Consider the following 20,502-nt stretch of genomic DNA (forward strand, 5'->3'; position numbering starts at 1 on the left):
GCCCGACGCCATCTACCTGAGCGTGGACGGCGGCAAGACCTGGACGCGCGTCAGCGGCGAGGACGGCGAGAAAGGTGACACGGGCGATACGGGCCCGAAAGGCGACAGCGTCTTTGAAAGTGTCGACACGATGAACGCCGACTACATCCTCTTCACCCTGGCGGACGGCAGCACCTTCCAAGTGCCCCGCTACACGGGCATCGGCCTGACGTTCGATGTTCCGGGTGTATCCCTGCCCTACGGGCAAACGGCGAAAATAAAATGCATTGTCACCGGCATCGACAACCCCACTGCGGACGACCTCTACCTGATAACCGCCCCCGACGGATGGAAAGTTGTCATCAATGATGACCTCAGCATCAACGTTACCGCCCCCGACGCTGACTCCGAGGGCGAAATCCTCGTGATGCTGGACAACAAGAAGGGCAGCACCACCATCGGGCGCATCACCGTCTTTTGCGGCACTGAGCTGACGATAGGCAACCTCCAGCCCGGCCAGCTTGCCACCCTGATAGGCAGCCGCATCGACCTGAAATCCATCACCGTGACAAGCGGCGAGATCAACGACGACGACTGGGAGGCCATCAAACGGAACAAAGACATGCTGACCGACCTCGACCTCGCGGGCACCACCTATACGGGCGACGACGCAGCAAAATTTGCATACACCGGACACCTGGGAGGCAACTCGATCCTCCAGACCCTCAAGCTGCCCCAAGGCGTCACGGGCATCGGAGACTACGCATTCAACCATTGCTCGTCCCTGACCTCCATTGACTTCCCTGTAGCGCTGAATACCATCGGAAACTACGCATTCTTCGGCTGCTCCTCCCTGAAATCCATCGAAATCCCGAGCGGAGTGACAGGCATCGGTGCGGGGGCATTCGGCGATTGCAGCTCCCTTTCCACCGCCACTTTCCTGGGTGAGACACCGCCCGTACATATTGGTCACGTCTTCTACCAGTATACCGCCCTTTCCGACATCTACGTGCCGGCCGGGTCGGTAGATGCCTACAAGGAAACATGGTTCGAATACGCGGACAAAATCAAAGCCATCGAGCCGTGACGCAGTAGGCCTTCCGAGGCCTCGGAAACCCCGCCAAAAGTTTTAGGCTGCACATCCGAAGGCTCGGAAACCCTGCCAAAAGTTTTAGGCTGCACATCCGAGGCCTCGGAACCCCTCCCAAAAGTTTTAGGCTGCCTTCCGAGGCCTCGGAAACCCTCCCAAAAGTTTTAGGCTGCACGTCCGAGGCCTCGGAAACCCTGCCAAAAGTTTTGGGCTGCTCGTCCGAGGGCTCGGAAACCCTGCCAAAAGTTTTGGCCGCGCGTCCGAGGCCTCGGAAATGACCGACAAACCTATTATTAACCCTCAAATACCCAACATTATGAAACAGATTTTACCCATTGGGCTCACCGGCCTTCCCGGCGGTACCCACATGCAATTCCACGACCAGGCGAACAGCTACATCATCGAGGCCACCGCCGCCGCGCTGCACGTAGAGGCGCAGGCCGCGCTGTATGCCTCCCTGCTGAAGCAGGAGGCGGCCATCATCAACCGCCCCTCGTCGCAACGCTACACGCAGCTGCTGGCCGACGCCGACACGCGGCGCGACAACGGCCTGATGGTGGTGCTGAACCTCATCAAGGCCCACCAACGTTCCATCGACGACGAGAAATACCGGGCTGCGGCACAGCTGGCTTCGGTCATCGCACCCTACAACACGGCCTACAGCAACTCCTACATGAAGGAAACGGCTGAAATCAAGGGACTGGTGGCCAGCTTGCGCTCGGCGGAAAACGCGCCTCTCGTCGCCCTGCTCGGCATAGAGGCCGAAGTGGACTTGCTGGACGAGGCCAACACGGCTTTCGAGGAAATACACCGCCTGAGCCAGGAGGACGCCCAGCAACGGCAGACACTGGAGGGCATCGACACGAAGGAGTTGCGCGGCCAGGTGGATGCCTGCTACCAGCAAATCGTCCTGGTGGTGAACGCCTTCGCCATCGCCTCGCCATCGGACGAGCTGGACGCATTCATCGATTCGGTGAACGGACTCATCTACCGCACGCAGCAGGAGGCCAGCCACTCGCACTCCACCAGCGGCTCCACGGCAGATACCGGCACGGATACGCCCGAACCCACGCCCGAACCGGAACCCGGCGGCGGCGAGGACGAGGGCGAAGGCGGAAGCCCGCTATAAATTGATAATTGATAATTGATAATTGATAATTGAAAATTCATTCTCCATTTTCCATTCTCAATTCTCCATTAAAAAAGGGGCTTCGGCCCCTTTTTTTTGTACCTTTGCCCAGCAAAAGCAAAGAAACAGAGAACAATGGAATTCAACTACGACGTAATCGTGATAGGCGCCGGCCATGCCGGATGCGAAGCCGCAGCCGCCGCAGCCCGCCTGGGCTCGGAGACCTGCCTCATCACCATGGACATGAACAAAATCGGGCAAATGAGCTGCAACCCCGCCGTGGGCGGCATCGCCAAGGGACAAATCGTCCGCGAAATCGACGCCCTGGGCGGACACATGGGCCTGGTGACGGACCGAACGGCCATCCAGTTCCGCCTGCTCAACCGCTCGAAAGGTCCCGCCATGTGGAGCCCCCGCGCGCAGTGCGACCGTGCCAAGTTCATCTGGGCCTGGCGCGAGGTGCTGGAAAACACGCCCCACCTGCACATCTGGCAGGACACCGTACGCCGCCTGCTCGTCGAGGACGGTGAAGTGCGGGGCGTGGAGACAGTATGGGGCGTGACGTTCCACGCACGCTGCGTCATCGTCACTGCCGGCACCTTCCTGAACGGACTGATGCACGTGGGCCGCACCATGCTGCCCGGCGGACGCATGGCCGAACCCGCTTCGTACGAACTGACCGAATCCATCGCCGCGCACGGCATCGCTTACGGCCGCATGAAGACCGGCACGCCCGTGCGCATCGACGGCCGCAGCGTCCACTACGAGGATATGGAAGTGCAAGACGGCGAGGCGGACTTCCACAAGTTCTCCTTCCTCGACACCCCTACCCGACAACTCAAGCAGCTGCCCTGCTGGACGTGCTACACCAACGAGGAAGCGCACGAGGTGCTGCGCCGCGGCCTGCCCGATTCGCCCCTTTTCAACGGGCAGATCCAGAGCATCGGGCCGCGCTACTGCCCCAGCATCGAGACGAAAATCGTCACCTTCCCCGACAAGCCACAGCACCAGCTCTTCCTGGAGCCCGAAGGCGAGACCACGCAGGAACTCTACCTGAACGGCTTCTCCTCGTCCCTGCCGATGGACATCCAGTTGGAAGCGCTGAAGAAGATTCCCGCCTTCCGCGACCTGGTGGTCTACCGCCCCGGCTACGCCATCGAGTACGACTACTTCGACCCCACGCAGCTGAAGCATACGCTGGAAACGAAGAAAATCAAAAACCTCTTCCTGGCTGGACAGGTGAACGGCACCACAGGCTACGAGGAAGCAGCCGGACAAGGCATCATCGCAGGCATCAACGCCCACATCAACTGCCACGGCGGCGAACCTTTCACCCTGGCACGCGACGAAGCGTATATTGGCGTGCTCATCGACGACCTCGTAACAAAAGGCGTCGACGAACCCTACCGCATGTTCACCTCGCGCGCTGAATACCGCATCCTGCTCCGCATGGACGATGCCGACATGCGCCTCACTGAACGCGCCTACCATTTGGGCCTGGCCACGCGCCACCGCTATGATCTGCTGACCAGCAAACGCGAAGCCGTGAACCACATCCTGGACTTCGCCCGCAGCTACTCCATCAAGCCGGCGCTCATCAATCCCGCGCTCGAAGCACTGGGCACTACCCCGCTCCGCCAGGGCTGCAAACTGATCGATCTCATCAACCGCCCGCAGGTAACTATCGCTAATATTGCCGAGCACGTCAGCGCCTTCCACCGCGAGCTGGACAAGGTAACCGAGCGTCGCGACGAGATTCTGGAAGCTGCCGAAATCCTCATCAAGTACGAAGGCTACATCGGCCGCGAACGTATGATTGCCGATAAGCTGGCCCGTCTGGAGAGTATCAAGATCAAGGGCAAGTTCGACTACAACTCCTTACAGTCCCTCTCCACCGAGGCGCGACAGAAGCTGGTGAAGATCGACCCGGAGACCATCGCACAGGCCAGCCGCATCCCCGGTGTATCCCCCAGCGACATCAACGTCCTGCTGGTGCTTTGCGGCCGCTGACGGGCCTTACGTTCCACGTGAAACAAAAAGTTCAATAAACCTAATAAAACAACTGATTATGAGCAAAGAAACTCTAAAGAAAAGCATCCGCGAAATACCCGACTTTCCGATACCGGGCATCCTGTTCTACGACGTGACTACCCTGTTCAAAGACCCAGCCGCCCTACAGGAACTTTCGGACACGATGTACGAGATGTACAAAGACAAAGGCATCACGAAGGTCGTGGGCATCGAGTCGCGCGGCTTCATCATGGGACCGATCCTCGCCACCCGCCTGGGAGCCGGATTTGTACCTATCCGCAAGCCCGGTAAGCTGCCCGCCGAGACCATCGAAGAAAGCTACGAGAAAGAATACGGTAAGGATACGGTGCAGATGCACAAGGACGCCATCGATGAAAACGACGTTATCCTGCTTCACGACGACCTGTTGGCTACCGGCGGTACCATGGCCGCAGCCTGCAAGCTGGTGAAGCAGATGAACCCCAAGAAAATCTACGTAAACTTCATCATCGAGTTACAAGAACTGCACGGCAGAAATGTCTTCGACAAGGACATCGACATAGAAAGTGTTCTTTCTCTCTGATTTCATCGGGACACAGACAGGAAGACACAATCCCAACGCCCTGCCTGTGTCCTTCTTCTCCTCCGACCTTAACCCCGACTTCCCATGGACAAAGACCCCGAACTGAAGCTCAACGACTACCTGAGAGGCATCGTGCTGAACCTGCCCGAGAGCCCCGGTATCTACCAATACCTGAACGATGAAGGAACCATTATCTACGTTGGAAAGGCCAAAAATCTGAAAAGAAGAGTTTCCTCTTACTTCAACCGCGAACACGGTCCCGGCAAGACAAGGGTACTGGTGAGCAAGATTGCCGACATCCGCTACATCGTGGTCAATACGGAAGAAGACGCGCTGCTGCTGGAAAACAACCTCATCAAGAAATACAAACCGCGCTACAACGTTCTGCTGAAAGACGACAAGACCTACCCCAGCATCTGCATCCAGAACGAATACTTTCCACGTATTTTCAAGACACGCCGCATCATCCGCAACGGTTCGACCTATTACGGTCCCTACAGCCATCTGCCGTCCATGTATGCCGTCCTCGACCTCATCAAGCACCTGTATCCCATCCGCACCTGCAACCTCAACCTCAGTCCGGAAAACATACGCGCAGGCAAGTTCAATGTTTGTTTGGAATACCACATCAAAAACTGTGCCGGCCCCTGTATCGGCAAGCAGAGCCATGAGGAATACCTGAAGAATATCGGTGAAATCAAAGAAATCCTGAAAGGAAACACACGCGACGTGGAGCAAATGCTCTATCAGCAGATGCAGGATCTGGCCGCCGAAATGAAATTCGAGGAAGCACAGAAGGTCAAGGAGAAATACCTGTTGATAGAGAACTACCGTTCACGCTCGGAAGTGGTCAGCAACGTGCTTCACAACATCGACGTCTTCTCCATCGAAGAAGATGCCGATGAAAAGGCGGCTTTCATCAACTACCTGCACATCACGAACGGTGCCGTCAACCAAGCCTTCACTTTCGAATACAAAAAGCGCCTTGAGGAAACCAAGGAGGAACTGCTCCAACTGGGCATCATCGAGATGCGCGAACGCTACAAAAGCCAGTCATGCGAAATCATCGTGCCCTTCGAACTGAACATGGAATTGAAGGACGTGACCTTCACCATCCCCCAGCGTGGCGACAAAAAGAAACTGCTCGACTTGTCTATCCAGAATGTGAAGCAATACAAGGTGGACCGCCTGAAACAGCAGGAGAAACTGAACCCCGAGCAGCGCACCACGCGCCTGCTGAAGGAAATCCAACAACAACTGCACCTGGACCGCCTGCCCCTTCGCATCGAGTGCTTCGACAACTCGAACATTCAGGGCTCCGACCCGGTGGCCGGCTGCGTGGTCTTCGCCAAGGGAAAGCCGTCGAAAAAGGACTACCGCAAGTACAACATCAAGACCGTGGAAGGCCCCGACGACTATGCCTCGATGAAAGAGGTCGTATGGAGGCGATACAAGCGCGCTGTAGAGGAGAACACACCTCTGCCCGACCTCCTCATCACCGACGGTGGAAAGGGTCAAATGAGCGCCGTAAAAGAGGTTGTGGACGACCTAGGGCTGAACATCCCCATCGCCGGCCTGGCCAAAGACAACCGCCACCGCACAAACGAGCTGCTCTTTGGCTTCCCTCCGCAAAGCATTGGCCTGAAACAGGGTACACCACTATTTAACCTGCTAACCCGTATACAGGACGAAGTACACCGCTATGCCATCACCTTCCACCGCGACAAGCGCAGCAAGCGGCAGACGGCTTCGGAACTGGACGAAATAAAAGGCATCGGTGAAAAGACCAAAAACACCCTGCTCAAAGAGTTCAAGAGCGTGAAACGCCTCCGCGAAGCCACGCCGCAGGAATGGGCGGCCGTCGTAGGCGAGGCCAAAGCACGCATCCTGCAGGAACACTTCGGCAAGCAAAAGGACGGGGCTCAGCAATAAAAATAAGCGGGCTTATTTTTATTGCATTCTCCTTTCACTATCTTTCAATAAGATAGGAGGCGGTTCGGCATAATCAAATTGAAAAACTTAGTTTTCATTTGCTTCTGCGCTCACCTTTCACTATCTTTGTCAGTCAGTAAAACAAGATACAAAGACAATGAGAGTAGTGATACAACGCACCGCACACGCTTCAGTGACCATCAACGGACATTGCAAGGCAGCCATCGGCCAAGGCATGATGATACTCGTAGGCATCGAAGAAGCCGACGGACAGGAAGACATCGACTGGCTCTGCAAGAAAATCGTAAACCTGCGCATCTTCGACGATGAAAACGGCGTAATGAACCGCTCCATCCTCGACGCGGGAGGCGACATCCTCGTCATCAGCCAGTTCACCCTGCACGCCTCGACGAAGAAAGGAAACCGCCCGTCGTACATACGCGCCGCCAAGCCGGAGATTTCAATCCCCCTCTACGAACGGTTCTGCCAGGACCTCTCGGCCGCACTGGGCAAGGAAATAGGTACGGGAGAATTCGGTGCCGACATGAAGGTGGAGCTGTTGAATGACGGCCCCGTCACCATCTGCATCGACACCAAAAACAAGGAATAACCCTAAAAACGCAGCGATATGACACTGGAAGAAGCACAAAAACAGGTGGACAATTGGATCAGGACGTACGGCGTACGCTACTTCAGCGAACTGACCAATATGGCCGTACTGACCGAGGAAGTGGGCGAACTGGCCCGCGTCATGGCCCGCAAGTACGGCGACCAGTCGTTCAAGCCCGGTGAAAAGGACAATTTGGACGAAGAGATAGCCGACGTCTTCTGGGTGCTGCTCTGCATCGCCAACCAGACGGGCGTCGACCTGACCGAAGCTTTCCGCCGCAGCATCGAGAAGAAAACGAAACGAGATCAAGACAGACATATCAACAACCCTAAACTGAAGGAACATGGAAAGTAAAGAGCCCACCAAAAGCAAGTATGACGAAGCGCTGGCCAAATACAACACCAGCCTCGACGATGCGGACGTAGCCGCACAAGTGAAAGCCATCATCGAACAGAAAGTGGCCGAAAATGATACGCCCGAAGTCAAGAAATTCCTCTTCCACTGCATCGACCTCACTACGCTGAACACTACAGACAGCGACGAAAGTGTAATGCGCTTCACTCAGAATGTGAATCGCTTCGACGAAGAATTCCCCGATATGAAGAACGTGGCTGCCATCTGCGTCTATCCCAATTTTGCCGAAATCGTGAAAGATACACTCGAAGTGGAAGACGTAAAGATTGCCTGTGTATCGGGCGGATTCCCTTCCTCACAGACCTTTACCGAAGTAAAAGTTGCCGAAACCGCGATGGCTATTATGGACGGAGCCGACGAGATAGACATCGTCATCTCGGTAGGCAAGTTCCTCGTAGGCGACTATGAAAGCGTGTGCGACGAGATTCAGGAATTAAAAGAAACCTGCAAGGACAAGCATCTGAAGGTTATCCTTGAGACAGGCGCCCTCCGTACGGCTTCGAACATCAAAAAAGCCTCGATTTTATCGATGTATGCCGGTGCTGACTTCATCAAAACCTCGACCGGAAAACAGCAGCCTGCCGCCACACCCGAAGCCGCTTACGTGATGTGCCAAGCCATCAAGGAATATTACGAAGAGACGGGCAACAAGGTAGGCTTCAAGCCAGCCGGAGGCATCAACACGGTGAACGACGCCCTCGTCTACTACTCCATCGTGAAGGAAGTGCTGGGCGAAGAGTGGCTGAACAACACCCTGTTCCGCCTGGGCACCAGCCGCCTGGCCAACCTGCTGCTGAGCGACATACTGGGCAAGGAGACGAAGTTCTTCTAAACAGAATAGAAACACAAGCATAAAAGGCCGCTTTCCTCCTCGGGAAACGGCCTTTTATGCTTATCATTACAATGCTTTATTTCTGCCTTTCCACTACATAATTAAGATAAGCCTCCAGTGACTGACGAACAGCTGTATCGGCCGTAGCAGGGAGCAGCGCAAAAGCCTTCTCACGATAGTCGCGCATCACCCTTTCGGCATACTCAATGCCACCGTTTTCCTTCGTGAAGGCCACCAAACAGCCGATTTCATCGGCCGATGCAACACCAGACTTCACCCGCAGGGCAATAGAACGAGCCTCTTCGTCGCCCGTAGCATTGAGCACATGAAGCACGGGCAACGTCAGCTTGCCTTCGTGCATGTCGTTGCCCGTCGGCTTGCCTATCTGCTTGTCCTCATAATAATCGAAGATATCGTCCTTAATCTGGAAGCAGAGACCAATATATTCACCGAACAGACGTGCCTTCTCCACGTCCTCGGCAGAGGCTCCGGCCGACAGGGCACCACATTTGGTGCAGGCGGCAAAAAGCACGGCCGTCTTCTTGTGGATAATCTCAAAATAGACGGATTCGGAGAAATCGGTGTTGCCCACATTGGAGAGCTGGAGCAGTTCGCCGTCGGCCAGGTCCTGACCCAATGCGGAAACCACGTCGATGATGTCGTGATTGCGCGTCAAAGCCACCTGTACGAGAGCCGTAGCCAGCAGATAGTCGCCCGAGAGCACGGCCACCTTGTTGTTGAACACGGCGTTCACCGAGAGCTGTCCGCGACGCTCGCCGCTTTCGTCCACCACATCGTCGTGCACCAAGCTGGCATTGTGGAGCAGCTCCAGCGCCACGGCCGCATGAAGGGCCGCCGGAGAAACCGCACCGCACAACTTGGCCGAAAGCAAAACCAGCATAGGACGCATCATCTTCCCGCTCCGCTGGCGAATGTGTTCGATTACACTATTGAGCAGCGGGTTGGAGCTGGAAAGCGAACGGGCAAACAGCTGCCTGAAATCTTCCAACTCAGCAGAAATGGGGGCTTGTATCACTGATGCTATATCCATGAGGGCATTATTTGGGTACAAAAATACGAATAAAACGGTTAATACGGTATTTTTTTGTACTTTTACCCTGCAAAAAAGGATAAAATGTATGAATTCAACCGATAAACTTTTCCTGCTCGACGCATACGCGCTCATCTACCGCGCCTACTATGCGCTCATCAAGAACCCGCGAATCAATTCAAAGGGGCAGAACACTTCGGCCATCCTGGGCTTCGTCAACACCCTCGAAGAGGTGCTCAAGAAGGAGAACCCCACCCACATCGGCGTGGCCTTCGACCCGGCCGGCCCCACCTTCCGCCACGAGGCCTACGAACAGTACAAGGCCCAGCGCGAGGAGACGCCCGAAGCCATCCGCTTCTCCGTACCTATTATAAAGGACATCATCCGCGCCTACCGCATCCCCATCCTCGAGGTGGCGGGCTACGAGGCCGACGACGTGATAGGCACACTAGCCACCGAAGCCGGACGGCAGGGCATCATCACCTACATGATGACACCCGACAAGGACTACGGCCAGCTGGTGGGCGAGCACGTCTTCATGTATCGCCCAAAGCACACGGGCGGCTTCGAGGTGATGGGCACGGAAGAGGTCAAAGCGAAGTTCGACATCCAGTCCACCCTGCAGGTCATCGACATGCTGGGCCTGATGGGCGACGCGTCGGACAACATCCCCGGCTGTCCGGGCGTAGGCGAGAAGACGGCACAGAAACTCATCGCCCAGTTCGGCAGCATCGAGAACCTGCTGGCCAACACCGACCAGCTGAAGGGCGCCCTGAAGACGAAGGTCGAGACGAACAGGGAGCAGATTGCCTTCTCCAAATTCCTGGCCACCATCAAAACCGATGTTCCCATCGAGCTCGACATGCAGGCCCTCGTCCGCGAAGAGCCGGACAAGGAAGCGTTACGACGGATTTTCGAGGAACTGGAATTCCGCACCCTCATCGACCGCGTGCTTGGTAAAGACGAAGCCCCCCACCCTACCGCTCCGGCCGACCCGTTTGCCGGCACCCTCTTCGCCCAGCCCGACGCTACAAAAGAGGCCGCTCCGAAGGCCGCTGCCCAAGGCGATTTGTTTGCGTTATTTGCGGACGAGGGGACAGGCGGCGCCGAAAATTCGATTCTCAGCAGCTTAGAAACGATAGAAACGGACTACCAACTCGTTGATACAGAAGAGAAAAGACGCGAATTTCTTCAAAAGTTGTTGACAACGGAAATTCTCTCAATAGATACGGAAACCACCGGCACCGAGCCGATGGAGGCCGAACTGGTGGGCATGAGCTTCAGCGACGCCGAAAATCGGGCATGGTACGTGCCCGTTCCGGCCAATAGGGAAGAAGCCTTAAAAATTGTGAACGAGCTCCGCACGCTCTACGAAAACCCGAAATCGGTGAAGGTGGGGCAGAACATCAAGTACGACATGATTGTCCTGCAGAACTACGGCGTCCGCGTGCAAGGTCCGCTCTTCGACACCATGCTCGCCCACTACGTGCTCCAGCCCGAGCTGCGGCACAACATGGACTACCTGGCCGAAATCTACCTGCACTACCGCACCATCCACATCGACCAGCTCATCGGCCCGCGGGGCAAGGGACAGAAGAGCATGCGCGACCTCGCCCCCGCCGAAGTCTACCGCTACGCCTGCGAGGACGCCGACGTCACCCTCAAGCTGAAGAACGTCCTCGAGAAGGAACTCAAGGCGCAGGGCGTGGAACACCTCTTCTATGAAATAGAGATGCCGCTCGTGCCCGTCCTCGTGAACATCGAGAGCAACGGCGTGCGCCTCGACACGGAAGCCCTGAAGCAGTCGGCCGCGCACTTCAACGCCCGCATCCGGCAAATCGAGGAAGACATCTACACCCTGGCTGGCGGAGCCTTCAACATCGCCTCGCCCAAGCAGGTGGGCGAAGTGCTCTTCGACCGCCTCAAGCTGATGGAGAAACCCAAGAAGACCAAGACCGGCCAGTACGTCACTTCCGAAGAAGTGCTCGAAAGCCTCCGCGGCAAGCACGACATCGTGGGCAAGATACTGGAGCACCGCGGCCTGAAGAAGCTGCTGGGCACCTACGTCGAAGCCCTGCCCCAGCTCATCAACCCGCGGACGGGACGCATCCATACATCGTTCAACCAGGCCGTCACCGCCACGGGCAGGCTCAGCTCGAGCAACCCCAACCTGCAGAACATCCCCATCCGCGACGAGGACGGCAAGGAAATCCGCAAGGCCTTCATCCCCGACGACGGCTGCGAATTCTTCTCGGCCGACTACTCGCAGATCGAGCTGCGCATCATGGCCCACCTCAGCGAAGACCCCAACATGATCGAAGCCTTCGTCGAGGGCCACGACATCCATGCCGCCACCGCCGCCAAGATCTACAAGGTGGGCATCGACGAGGTGACCTCCGACATGCGACGCAAGGCCAAGACGGCCAATTTCGGCATCATCTACGGCATCTCGGTCTTCGGGCTGGCCGAACGCATGAACGTTTCCCGCCAGGAAGCCAAGGAGCTGATAGACGGCTACTTCGCCACCTATCCCCGCGTGAAGGCCTATATGGACCGCAGCATCAACGTGGCACGCGAACAGGGCTACGTGGAAACCATCTTCCACCGCAAGCGCTTCCTGCCGGACATCAACTCGCGCAACTCCGTCGTGCGCGGCTATGCCGAACGCAACGCCATCAACGCACCCATCCAAGGCAGCGCCGCCGACATCATCAAAGTAGCCATGGCCCGCATCTATCAGCGCTTCCAAAGTAACAATCTGAAAGCAAAGATGATTTTGCAGGTCCACGACGAACTGAATTTTAGCGTTCCGACGACCGAAAAAGAGCTCGTGCAAAAAATTGTAATCGAGGAAATGGAGAACGCCTACCGCATGCACGTGCCCCTCAGGGCCGATTGCGGGTGGGGAACCAACTGGCTGGAAGCTCACTAAAGAGGCCGATAACAAAGTTTAACTTACAATCAGAAAGCAGCCAAAAGAAATTAATTAAAATGCACTTTGTATGCAAAATGTCCGGCAGACCATCCGCCGGACATTTTTTTTGATATTTATCGGGCAAAAAGAAAGGGGATAAATCCTGCAAATGCTTACACTTTGAAAAATATTCGTCTAATATCAGACATTATGTCAATATAATGACTACCTTTGCACCGCTTTTCAGAAATAAAGTATAGAAAAAAGAAAGAATAGACATAAATTGATATTAATCATGAAAGCAAAAGTATCCTTAAAGAAATTGTTTGTATCCACCCTGTTTCTGACTCTTGGTGTAAGCGCATTCGCTTTCCAGAACAACGACTTCGTTTACAATTCGAAAGAAGTAAACGGACTAAAAGTGAGCCAAAGCGTCTACAAGAACAACAACAACCTGCTGACCAATTATCTGGAATACCATTACAAATATGATGACCAGAAACGTCTCATTGAGAACGAAACTGTATGTTGGGATGAGAATCTGAAGACTTGGAAAAAGGTAATGTGTGTACGCTATACATATAGTGATAATCAGGTAACGACCAACTATTACAAATGGAACGACCACAAAGGCCGGTACATAAAAGAAAATGGCAAAACAACCACTATGTACATAGCTGCCAAATAAGCAAGTATAAAATCCTTATACTCTCTTAATCGAAACTATTTTACTCCTAACAATAAACCAAACCTTTTTAGTTAACTGCGAAAAGCCGGAGTGCGTGATGCATCCCGGCTTTTTTATTTTTCTCTACCAACTAATTAACCATTCCATCTCCACACATGTAATTGCGCATAAGGTGCATAATCTTTAAATAAGACAAGAACACTACGGAAAGAAAAATCGAAAACAGAATTTTCGTTTTGCCTTTCCCTTGGTTTACACTATCTTTGCGGACTGAAAACAACTGACAACAAGAAGATAACTCTAAAATATAAGACAGACTATGGCATTAAAAGCAGGTATCGTGGGCCTTCCCAACGTGGGAAAATCCACACTCTTCAACTGCCTGTCCAGCGCGAAGGCACAGGCAGCCAACTTCCCATTTTGTACCATCGACGCCCAGATGGGCCAGGTATCCGTGCCCGACGAACGACTGACCAAGTTGGCCGAAATCGTCCATCCGGGTCGCATCGTCCCCGCCGTGTGCGACATCGTCGACATTGCCGGACTCGTCAAGGGCGCCAGCAAGGGTGAAGGCCTGGGCAACCAGTTCCTGGGCAACATCCGCGAATGCGACGCCATCATCCACGTGCTCCGTTGCTTCGACAACGGCAACATCGTTCACGTGGACGGCTCCGTCGACCCCGTGCGCGACAAGGAAATCATCGACACCGAACTCCAGCTGAAAGACCTCGAGACGGTAGAAAACCGCATCAAACGCGTGGAGAAGGTAGCCAAGGTAGGCGGTGACAAGAATGCCAAAATAGAGTACGAACTACTGCTCCGCTACAAGGAAGCGCTGGAGCAGGGCAAGAGCGCCCGCACCGTTGTTCCTCAGAACGAAGACGAAGAAACCTGCGCCCACCAGATGTTCCTGCTCACCACCAAGCCCGTGCTCTACGTGTGCAACGTGGACGATACCTCCGCTGCCACCGGCAACGCCTACGTGGAGCAGGTGCGCAAGGCAATCGAGGATGAGGATGCCCAACTGATGATTATCTCTGCCCAGACCGAAGCCGACATCGCCGAACTGGAGACTTACGAGGAGAAACAGATGTTCCTCGAAGACCTCGGCCTGAAGGAAAGCGGTTGCAACCGACTCATCAAGGCCATCTACAGCCTGCTCAACCTGGAAACGTTCATCACCGCCGGCGAAATGGAAGTCAAGGCCTGGACCTACCGCAAGGGCTGGAAGGCTCCGCAATGTGCCGGCGTCATCCACACCGACTTCGAGAAGGGCTTCATCCGCGCCGAGGTCATCAAGTACGACGACTACATCAAGTACGGTTCCGAAGCCGCCGTGCGCGAGGCCGGCAAGCTCAGCGTCGAAGGCAAGGACTACGTGGTGCAGGACGGCGACATCATGCACTTCCGCTTCAACGTGTAAGGATAAAGACAAGATAAAGGACGAGGCCACGGGGCAAGCACCCGGATGGCCTCGTCAAATTATACCCCCTGATACAAAACAACCATAACTCCATGAAAGCCATTCTCCCACTCCTTCTCGCCCTGCTGGTTCTCCCCCTGCAGGCACAGACCGCAGCCGACAGCGTAACCATCTGCGGACGTGTAACCGACTACGAAGGACAGCCCATCGACAGTTGTTCGCTCTTCTGGCAGACACCTTCGTTCGACGACGCAGCCCAGGCCATGACAGATGCCGACGGACGCTACTCGATACGCATTCCCCGCGGCAAGTACCAAAGCATGGGAGCCTTGCGCATGGACACCTATCCGCATACACCCCAAGGCTCAGCCCTGCCGGCAGCCGACCAGCGGCTGGAATTCTGGGCATGGGACTTCATCGCCGACCGCGACACGACGCTCGACATCCGCTACCACCGCATGGAAGTCTACGGCCTGCGCGTGTTCCGCATCCCCGGAGCCATGCCCTGTTACCAGATATTCGTCCGCCCCATGAGCCTGACCCGCTTCCAGCAGATGGAAGCCTCCTAGGCGCAGCATGCCCAAGACGTGAGCAACATCGAGCAGGGAGCCGCACGCAACGACGCACGTGCCGTCCGCCTCGCCCCCACCCTCGACCGCCTGAAGGCCACCGTATGGATAGACGGCGAGGAAGTGTCCATCCTGATGAAGCAGGAAATCAAGGAATACTTCTCGGCCGACGAATGGGGAAATGCCTACCTCCTCACCACAGACCGCCCCAAGCGCAGTACCGCCCTGCCCTACCACGTCTTCAAGGTAGAGCTGGAAGACCTGGACAACGGCGACCGGGGCGAAGGGCTCTACTATATGGAAAAAGAAAAGTATGTAAACTGAACAAATACATCCTAATCCTCAAAAACAAATACAGCATGAAGAACTATCTCATTGCAGGTACCGGCGGCGTAGGCGGAAGCATCGCCGCCTTCTTGGCACTGGCAGGGAAAAACGTCACCTGCATTGCCCGCGGCGAACACCTGGCCGCCATCCGCGAACACGGACTCCGTCTCCACTCCGACCTCAAGGGCGAACACACCCTGCATGTCCCCGCCTGTACGGCCGAGGAATATCAGGACAAGGCAGACGTCATCTTTGTCTGCGTCAAAGGATATTCCGTCAATTCCATCACCGACCTCATCCGGCGGGCCTCGAAACCCGAAACCGTGGTCATCCCCATCCTCAACGTCTATGGCACGGGGCCCCGCATCCAGCGTCTGGTGCCGGGCGTGACGGTGCTCGACGGCTGCATCTACATCGTGGGCTTCGTCAGCGGCCGGGGCGAAATCACACAGATGGGACGGATTTTCCGTCTGGTCTATGGTGCCCACCAAGGAACGGATGTTCCCCGTGAAACACTCGAAGCCGTGCAGCGCGACCTGCAGGACAGCGGCATCAAGGCCGAAATCTCGGACGACATCAACCGCGACACCTTCGTCAAGTGGTCGTTCATCTCGGCCATGGCTGTGACGGGCGCCTACTACGACGTGCCTATGGGCGAAGTACAGAAGCCCGGCCCCGTGCGCGACACCTTCATCGGCCTCTCGCGCGAAAGTGCCGCCCTGGGCCGCAAACTGGGCATAGAGCCGAAAGAAGACCTGGTGGAATACAATCTGAAGGTGATGGACAAGCTCGACCCGCACAGCACCGCCTCCATGCAGAAAGACATGGCCCGCGGACACGAAAGCGAGGTGCAGGGACTGCTGTTCGACATGATTGCCGCCGCCGAAGCGCAGGGCATCGACATCCCCACCTACCGGATGGTGGCAGAAAAGTTCAGAAATCTCTGACCCGCGGATTTTGTTCTTTGCCGGATAAAGACTACTTTTGGCAACCGTAACCATAAAACCAAGAAAGAAACGTCATGTTACCGTTACTCAACATCCACTGGAACCCCGATCCCGAACTGTTCAACCTCTTCGGCATCTCCATCCGTTACTATGGCCTGCTGTGGGTCATCGGCCTGGCTTTTGCCTACTTCATCGTGCAGAAAGAATACCGCGACCGGCGCATCGGCGACGACAAGTTCGAACCGCTGTTCTTCTACTGCTTCTTCGGTATCCTCATCGGTGCCCGCCTGGGCCACTGCCTGTTCTACCAGCCCGACTACTACCTGCACCACTTCTGGGAAATGATTCTCCCCGTGAAGTTCCTGCCGGATGGCGGATGGAAGTTTACGGGCTACGAAGGCCTGGCCAGCCACGGCGGCACGCTGGGACTCATCATCGCCCTATGGCTCTACTGCCGCAAGACGAAGATGCACTACATGGACGTGCTCGACATGATTGCCGTAGCCACCCCCATTACCGCCTGCTGCATCCGTCTGGCCAATCTGATGAACTCCGAGATTATCGGGCGGCCGACGGACGTACCCTGGGCTTTCGTCTTCGAGCGGGTGGACATGGTGCCCCGCCATCCGGCCCAGTTCTACGAGGCGCTGGCCTATTTCGTCTTCTTCCTCGGCATGGTGTGGCTGTACAAGCGCGGGCAGAAACAGGCTCCCGCCACCCCGCGTACCGACTTCAGCAAGGGTGCGAAAGCCGACGCACAAGTCACCCCGCTCTATCACCGCGGCTTCTTCTTCGGCCTCTGCCTAACGGAAATCTTCGTCTTCCGCTTCTTCATCGAGTTCCTCAAGGAGAACCAGGTGGACTTCGAGGACGGCATGACGCTGAACATGGGCCAGTGGCTCAGTGTGCCCTTCGTCCTCATCGGCCTCTACTTCATGTTCTTCTACGGACGACAGAAGAAGGCGTGACGTCCCTGTGGCTTCGGACCGCTGAAAACATCCCCGCTTTTCCCCTGAAAGATACGACCTTTTGATGCAAAACATTGCTTCTTTTGCATCAAAAGGTCGTATCTTTTATAGAAAGGAAAAGGAAGTAAGCAATCACATCTGTCATCTTTGTTGCGTCCATGCCAGATTGTCGATATAAAACAGGATGGAGAAAAGCTCCACCCTGTCAATCATTTTCAAAAAATCGGAGTATCTTATTTCCCTTTGACGATGCGCTTGATGTCGTTCAGCTTGTTCAGCGCCTCGAGGGGTGTCAGGTTGTTCACGTCGAGGTTCAGTATCTCGTCGCGTATCTGGCACAGCACGGGGTCGTCCAGCTGGAAAAAGCTGAGCTGCATGCCGCCGGCCGACGAAGGCCCTTCGGTGATGGTCTTGCCCGTGACGGTGCCCGTCTGGCGGTTCTCGCGCTCCAGTTGCTTCAGGATTTCGTCGGCGCGCTTCACGATGCTCTTGGGCATGCCTGCCAGCTTAGCCACGTGGATACCGAAGGAGTGTTCGCTGCCGCCCCGCTCCAGCTTGCGCAGGAAGATGACCTTGCCGTCCACCTCCTTCACCGCCACGTTGTAGTTCTTGATGCGAACGAAGCTCTTCTCCATTTCGTTCAGCTCGTGGTAGTGCGTGGCAAAGAGGGTGCGCGCCTTGGCCCGCGGATGTTCGTGAATGTACTCCACGATGGCCCAGGCGATAGAAATGCCGTCGTAGGTCGACGTGCCGCGCCCCAGCTCATCGAAGAGCACGAGGCTGCGCGGCGAGAGGTTGTTCAGGATGTCGGCCGCCTCGTTCATCTCGACCATGAAGGTCGACTCGCCCACGGAGATGTTGTCGCTGGCGCCCACACGGGTGAATATCTTGTCTACCAGCCCGATGTGCGCGCTCTCGGCAGGCACGAAGCAGCCTATCTGCGCCATGAGGGTGATGAGGGCCGTCTGACGGAGCAAGGCCGACTTACCGGCCATGTTGGGACCGGTGATGATGATAATCTGCTGTGTCTGGCTGTCGAGCATCACGTCGTTGGCCACATACTTCTCGCCGATGGGGAGCTGCTTCTCGATGACGGGATGGCGGCCCTGACGGATGTCGAGCACGTCGTCGTCCGAAAGGACGGGACGGATGTAGTTGTTCTCGCGCGCGGCCGTGGCAAACGACAGGAGGCAGTCGAGGCGGGCCACCTGATTGGCATTGATCTGGATGGCGGGGATAAACTCGCTCAGAGCCTGCACCAGCTCGTTGTAGAGCTGTGTCTCGAGCACCAGTATCTTGTCTTCCGCGCCGAGTATCTTCTCTTCGTATTCCTTCAGTTCCTGCGTGATGTAGCGTTCGGCGTTGACCAACGTCTGCTTGCGTATCCACTCCTGGGGTACTTTCTCCTTGTGGACGTTGCGCACCTCGATGTAGTAGCCGAAGACGTTGTTATAGCCTATCTTCAGGCTCGGTATGCCCGTCAGTTCGCTTTCGCGCTGCTGCAGCTGGAGCAGATAGTCCTTGCCACTGTAGGCTATCTGGCGCAGCTCGTCGAGCTCGACGCTGACGCCTTGCTTGATGACACCGCCCTTGTTGACCAGCAGCGGCGGGTCGTTGTTGATTTCACGGTCGATGCGGTCGCGGATGGACTGGCAGACGTTGAGCTGCTCGCCGATGCGGTTCAGGCTGGCATTGTCGGCCTCCAGGCAGGCCTGCTTGATGGGTTCGACGGCCTGCAGCGCCACCTTCAGCGCCACCACCTCGCGGGGGCTGACACGTCCCACGGCCACCTTCGACAGGATGCGCTCCAGGTCGCCGATGCGGTGCAGCTGCTCCTCCACCAAGTCGCGGAAGTCGGGCTGGCGGAAGAAGTATTCCACCACGTCCAGGCGGTCGTTGATGGGGCGCACGTCCTTCAGCGGGAACACCAGCCAGCGTTTCATCAGGCGGGCACCCATGGGGCAGATGGTCCTGTCGATGACGCTGAGCAGCGAACTGCCCCCGTCGTTCATCGAACCCATCAGCTCGAGGCTGCGCACGGTGAACTTATCGAGCCGGACGTACTTGTCCTCCTCGATGCGGGCCAGCGACGTGATGTGACCTATCTGCGTATGTTGCGTCATGATGAGGTATTGCAGGATGGCTCCCGACGCGATGATACCGTTCTTCAGGTGCTCCACGCCGAAGCCTTTCAGATTCTTCACCTCGAAGTGTTTCAGCAGCTTTTCGCGGGCCGTCGTTTCGGTAAACACCCAGTCGTCCAGCTCGAAGGTGAAGAACTTGCTTCCGAAATTACCTTCGAACATCGGCCGCTTGCCTCGTTCGAAGAGCACCTCCTTGGGGCCGAAGTTGTTGAGCAGCTTGTCGATGTAGTCGAAGGGGCCTTCTGCCGTCAGGAACTCACCCGTCGATATGTCCAGAAAAGCCACGCCGCAGGCTCCCTTGCCGAAGTGTACGGCAGCCAGGAAGTTGTTCTCGCGGTAGTTCAGCACGTTGTCGTTGATGCTGACACCGGGCGTCACCAGCTCCGTAATGCCGCGCTTCACCAACTTCTTGGTCAGCTTGGGGTCTTCCAGCTGGTCGCAGATGGCCACGCGCTTGCCCGCACGGATGAGCTTAGGCAGGTACGTGTCGAGCGCATGATAGGGAAATCCGGCCATCTCGATGGTCTTCTCCTTGCCGTTGGCACGCTTGGTCAGCGTGATGCCCAGGATTTCGGAGGCCACAATGGCATCGGTCGAGTAGGTTTCATAGAAGTCTCCGCAACGGAACAGCATCACGGCGTCAGGGTGCTTGGCCTTGAGGTCGAGAAACTGTTTCATCATCGGTGTAAGGACAATATCTTCGTTCATGAGGTTTCGGCTTAAAAACTAAACAGAAACAAAGATAAATCTTTTTTAGAAAACAAGCATCTGCGGGCTCCCATTCCTTAGTAACCCTTAACAAAATAGCGCATATTCATAAAACATGTTATATAACATGCGTTTTTTCTTGCAGAATTTGCAAATTTCCCAAAAGTCTGTACCTTTGCATCGT

General features: G+C 55.9%; 15 protein-coding genes and 1 pseudogene. 14 read left to right on the forward strand and 2 right to left on the reverse strand.

The annotated features are described in order from the left end of the window. From HF894_RS11410 to deoC, 8 genes are all read left to right on the forward strand, one after another. The coding region (locus HF894_RS11410) for a leucine-rich repeat protein (RefSeq protein ID WP_204972469.1) at positions 1–1,066 on the forward strand (1,066 nt) is incomplete at its 5' end. Positions 1,067–1,385: 319 nt separating this feature from the next. Beyond that, on the forward strand, positions 1,386–2,198 hold the full coding sequence (locus tag HF894_RS11415) for a DUF6261 family protein (RefSeq protein WP_021847218.1): 813 nt from the start codon (positions 1,386–1,388) through the stop codon (positions 2,196–2,198). Between the two features lie 135 nt (positions 2,199–2,333). Continuing rightward, the gene (gene mnmG, locus HF894_RS11420; protein ID WP_204972471.1) at positions 2,334–4,208 is read left to right on the forward strand and encodes a tRNA uridine-5-carboxymethylaminomethyl(34) synthesis enzyme MnmG; all 1,875 of its coding nucleotides are present in this window, start codon (positions 2,334–2,336) and stop codon (positions 4,206–4,208) included. A 58-nt stretch (positions 4,209–4,266) separates the two neighbouring features. Further along, entirely contained in the window at positions 4,267–4,791 is a 525-nt protein-coding gene (locus HF894_RS11425) for an adenine phosphoribosyltransferase (protein ID WP_204972473.1), read from the forward strand. A gap of 84 nt (positions 4,792–4,875) precedes the next feature. Beyond that, positions 4,876–6,723, forward strand: a complete 1,848-nt coding sequence (gene uvrC, locus HF894_RS11430) for an excinuclease ABC subunit UvrC (RefSeq protein WP_204972475.1) — start codon at positions 4,876–4,878, stop codon at positions 6,721–6,723. Positions 6,724–6,880: 157 nt separating this feature from the next. Beyond that, positions 6,881–7,333 (forward strand): D-aminoacyl-tRNA deacylase, encoded by a 453-nt coding sequence (gene dtd / locus HF894_RS11435; RefSeq protein WP_075318215.1) that lies wholly within the window; start codon positions 6,881–6,883, stop codon positions 7,331–7,333. Between the two features lie 18 nt (positions 7,334–7,351). Beyond that, entirely contained in the window at positions 7,352–7,687 is a 336-nt protein-coding gene (locus HF894_RS11440) for a nucleotide pyrophosphohydrolase (RefSeq protein ID WP_204972477.1), read from the forward strand. Further along, a complete protein-coding gene (gene deoC / locus HF894_RS11445) occupies positions 7,677–8,579 on the forward strand; it encodes a deoxyribose-phosphate aldolase (RefSeq protein WP_021847212.1) in 903 nt (300 codons plus the stop codon). The genes HF894_RS11440 and deoC overlap by 11 nt, the downstream gene beginning before the upstream one ends. 76 nt (positions 8,580–8,655) lie before the next feature. On the opposite strand, the gene HF894_RS11450 is transcribed toward deoC, so the two are convergent. Then, entirely contained in the window at positions 8,656–9,630 is a 975-nt protein-coding gene (locus HF894_RS11450) for a polyprenyl synthetase family protein (RefSeq protein WP_204972479.1), read from the reverse strand. 88 nt (positions 9,631–9,718) lie between these two features. On the opposite strand from HF894_RS11450, the gene polA reads away from it, so the two are divergent. From polA to lgt, 6 genes and pseudogenes are all read left to right on the forward strand, one after another. Further along, the gene (gene polA, locus HF894_RS11455) at positions 9,719–12,562 is read left to right on the forward strand and encodes a DNA polymerase I (RefSeq protein WP_204972481.1); all 2,844 of its coding nucleotides are present in this window, start codon (positions 9,719–9,721) and stop codon (positions 12,560–12,562) included. Between the two features lie 277 nt (positions 12,563–12,839). Beyond that, positions 12,840–13,232, forward strand: coding sequence for a DUF3836 domain-containing protein (locus tag HF894_RS11460; protein WP_021847209.1), 393 nt, complete (start codon positions 12,840–12,842; stop codon positions 13,230–13,232). Positions 13,233–13,551: 319 nt separating this feature from the next. After that, positions 13,552–14,655: a redox-regulated ATPase YchF gene (ychF, locus tag HF894_RS11465; protein WP_075318220.1), complete on the forward strand. Its 1,104-nt coding sequence runs from the start codon at positions 13,552–13,554 to the stop codon at positions 14,653–14,655. Between the two features lie 92 nt (positions 14,656–14,747). Continuing rightward, a pseudogene (locus tag HF894_RS15325) lies at positions 14,748–15,548 on the forward strand (carboxypeptidase-like regulatory domain-containing protein). Between the two features lie 35 nt (positions 15,549–15,583). Beyond that, entirely contained in the window at positions 15,584–16,498 is a 915-nt protein-coding gene (locus HF894_RS11475) for a ketopantoate reductase family protein (protein WP_204969493.1), read from the forward strand. Between the two features lie 74 nt (positions 16,499–16,572). Continuing rightward, complete coding sequence (lgt, locus tag HF894_RS11480) at positions 16,573–17,466, forward strand: prolipoprotein diacylglyceryl transferase (RefSeq protein WP_204969494.1); 894 nt, start codon at positions 16,573–16,575, stop codon at positions 17,464–17,466. A gap of 233 nt (positions 17,467–17,699) precedes the next feature. Here the strand turns inward: lgt and mutS are convergent, their stop codons facing one another. Then, entirely contained in the window at positions 17,700–20,318 is a 2,619-nt protein-coding gene (gene mutS, locus HF894_RS11485) for a DNA mismatch repair protein MutS (RefSeq protein ID WP_204972483.1), read from the reverse strand. Between the last annotated feature and the right edge of the window lie 184 nt (positions 20,319–20,502).

The organism is Caecibacteroides pullorum, from assembly GCF_019239235.1.
GTDB classification, from domain to species: Bacteria; Bacteroidota; Bacteroidia; order Bacteroidales; family Bacteroidaceae; genus Bacteroides; species Bacteroides pullorum.

What these genes read in the sequence shown, in the direction of transcription:
- dtd (WP_075318215.1), top strand. Translation starts at nt 6,881, where the DNA reads ATGAGAGTAGTGATACAACGCACCGCACACGCTTCAGTGACCATCAAC.
- deoC (WP_021847212.1), top strand. Translation starts at nt 7,677, where the DNA reads ATGGAAAGTAAAGAGCCCACCAAAAGCAAGTATGACGAAGCGCTGGCC.
- HF894_RS11425 (WP_204972473.1), top strand. Translation starts at nt 4,267, where the DNA reads ATGAGCAAAGAAACTCTAAAGAAAAGCATCCGCGAAATACCCGACTTT.
- HF894_RS11440 (WP_204972477.1), top strand. Translation starts at nt 7,352, where the DNA reads ATGACACTGGAAGAAGCACAAAAACAGGTGGACAATTGGATCAGGACG.
- mnmG (WP_204972471.1), top strand. Translation starts at nt 2,334, where the DNA reads ATGGAATTCAACTACGACGTAATCGTGATAGGCGCCGGCCATGCCGGA.
- HF894_RS11460 (WP_021847209.1), top strand. Translation starts at nt 12,840, where the DNA reads ATGAAAGCAAAAGTATCCTTAAAGAAATTGTTTGTATCCACCCTGTTT.
- lgt (WP_204969494.1), top strand. Translation starts at nt 16,573, where the DNA reads ATGTTACCGTTACTCAACATCCACTGGAACCCCGATCCCGAACTGTTC.
- HF894_RS11415 (WP_021847218.1), top strand. Translation starts at nt 1,386, where the DNA reads ATGAAACAGATTTTACCCATTGGGCTCACCGGCCTTCCCGGCGGTACC.
- HF894_RS11450 (WP_204972479.1), bottom strand. Translation starts at nt 9,630, where the DNA reads ATGGATATAGCATCAGTGATACAAGCCCCCATTTCTGCTGAGTTGGAA.
- ychF (WP_075318220.1), top strand. Translation starts at nt 13,552, where the DNA reads ATGGCATTAAAAGCAGGTATCGTGGGCCTTCCCAACGTGGGAAAATCC.
- polA (WP_204972481.1), top strand. Translation starts at nt 9,719, where the DNA reads ATGAATTCAACCGATAAACTTTTCCTGCTCGACGCATACGCGCTCATC.
- mutS (WP_204972483.1), bottom strand. Translation starts at nt 20,318, where the DNA reads ATGAACGAAGATATTGTCCTTACACCGATGATGAAACAGTTTCTCGAC.
- uvrC (WP_204972475.1), top strand. Translation starts at nt 4,876, where the DNA reads ATGGACAAAGACCCCGAACTGAAGCTCAACGACTACCTGAGAGGCATC.
- HF894_RS11475 (WP_204969493.1), top strand. Translation starts at nt 15,584, where the DNA reads ATGAAGAACTATCTCATTGCAGGTACCGGCGGCGTAGGCGGAAGCATC.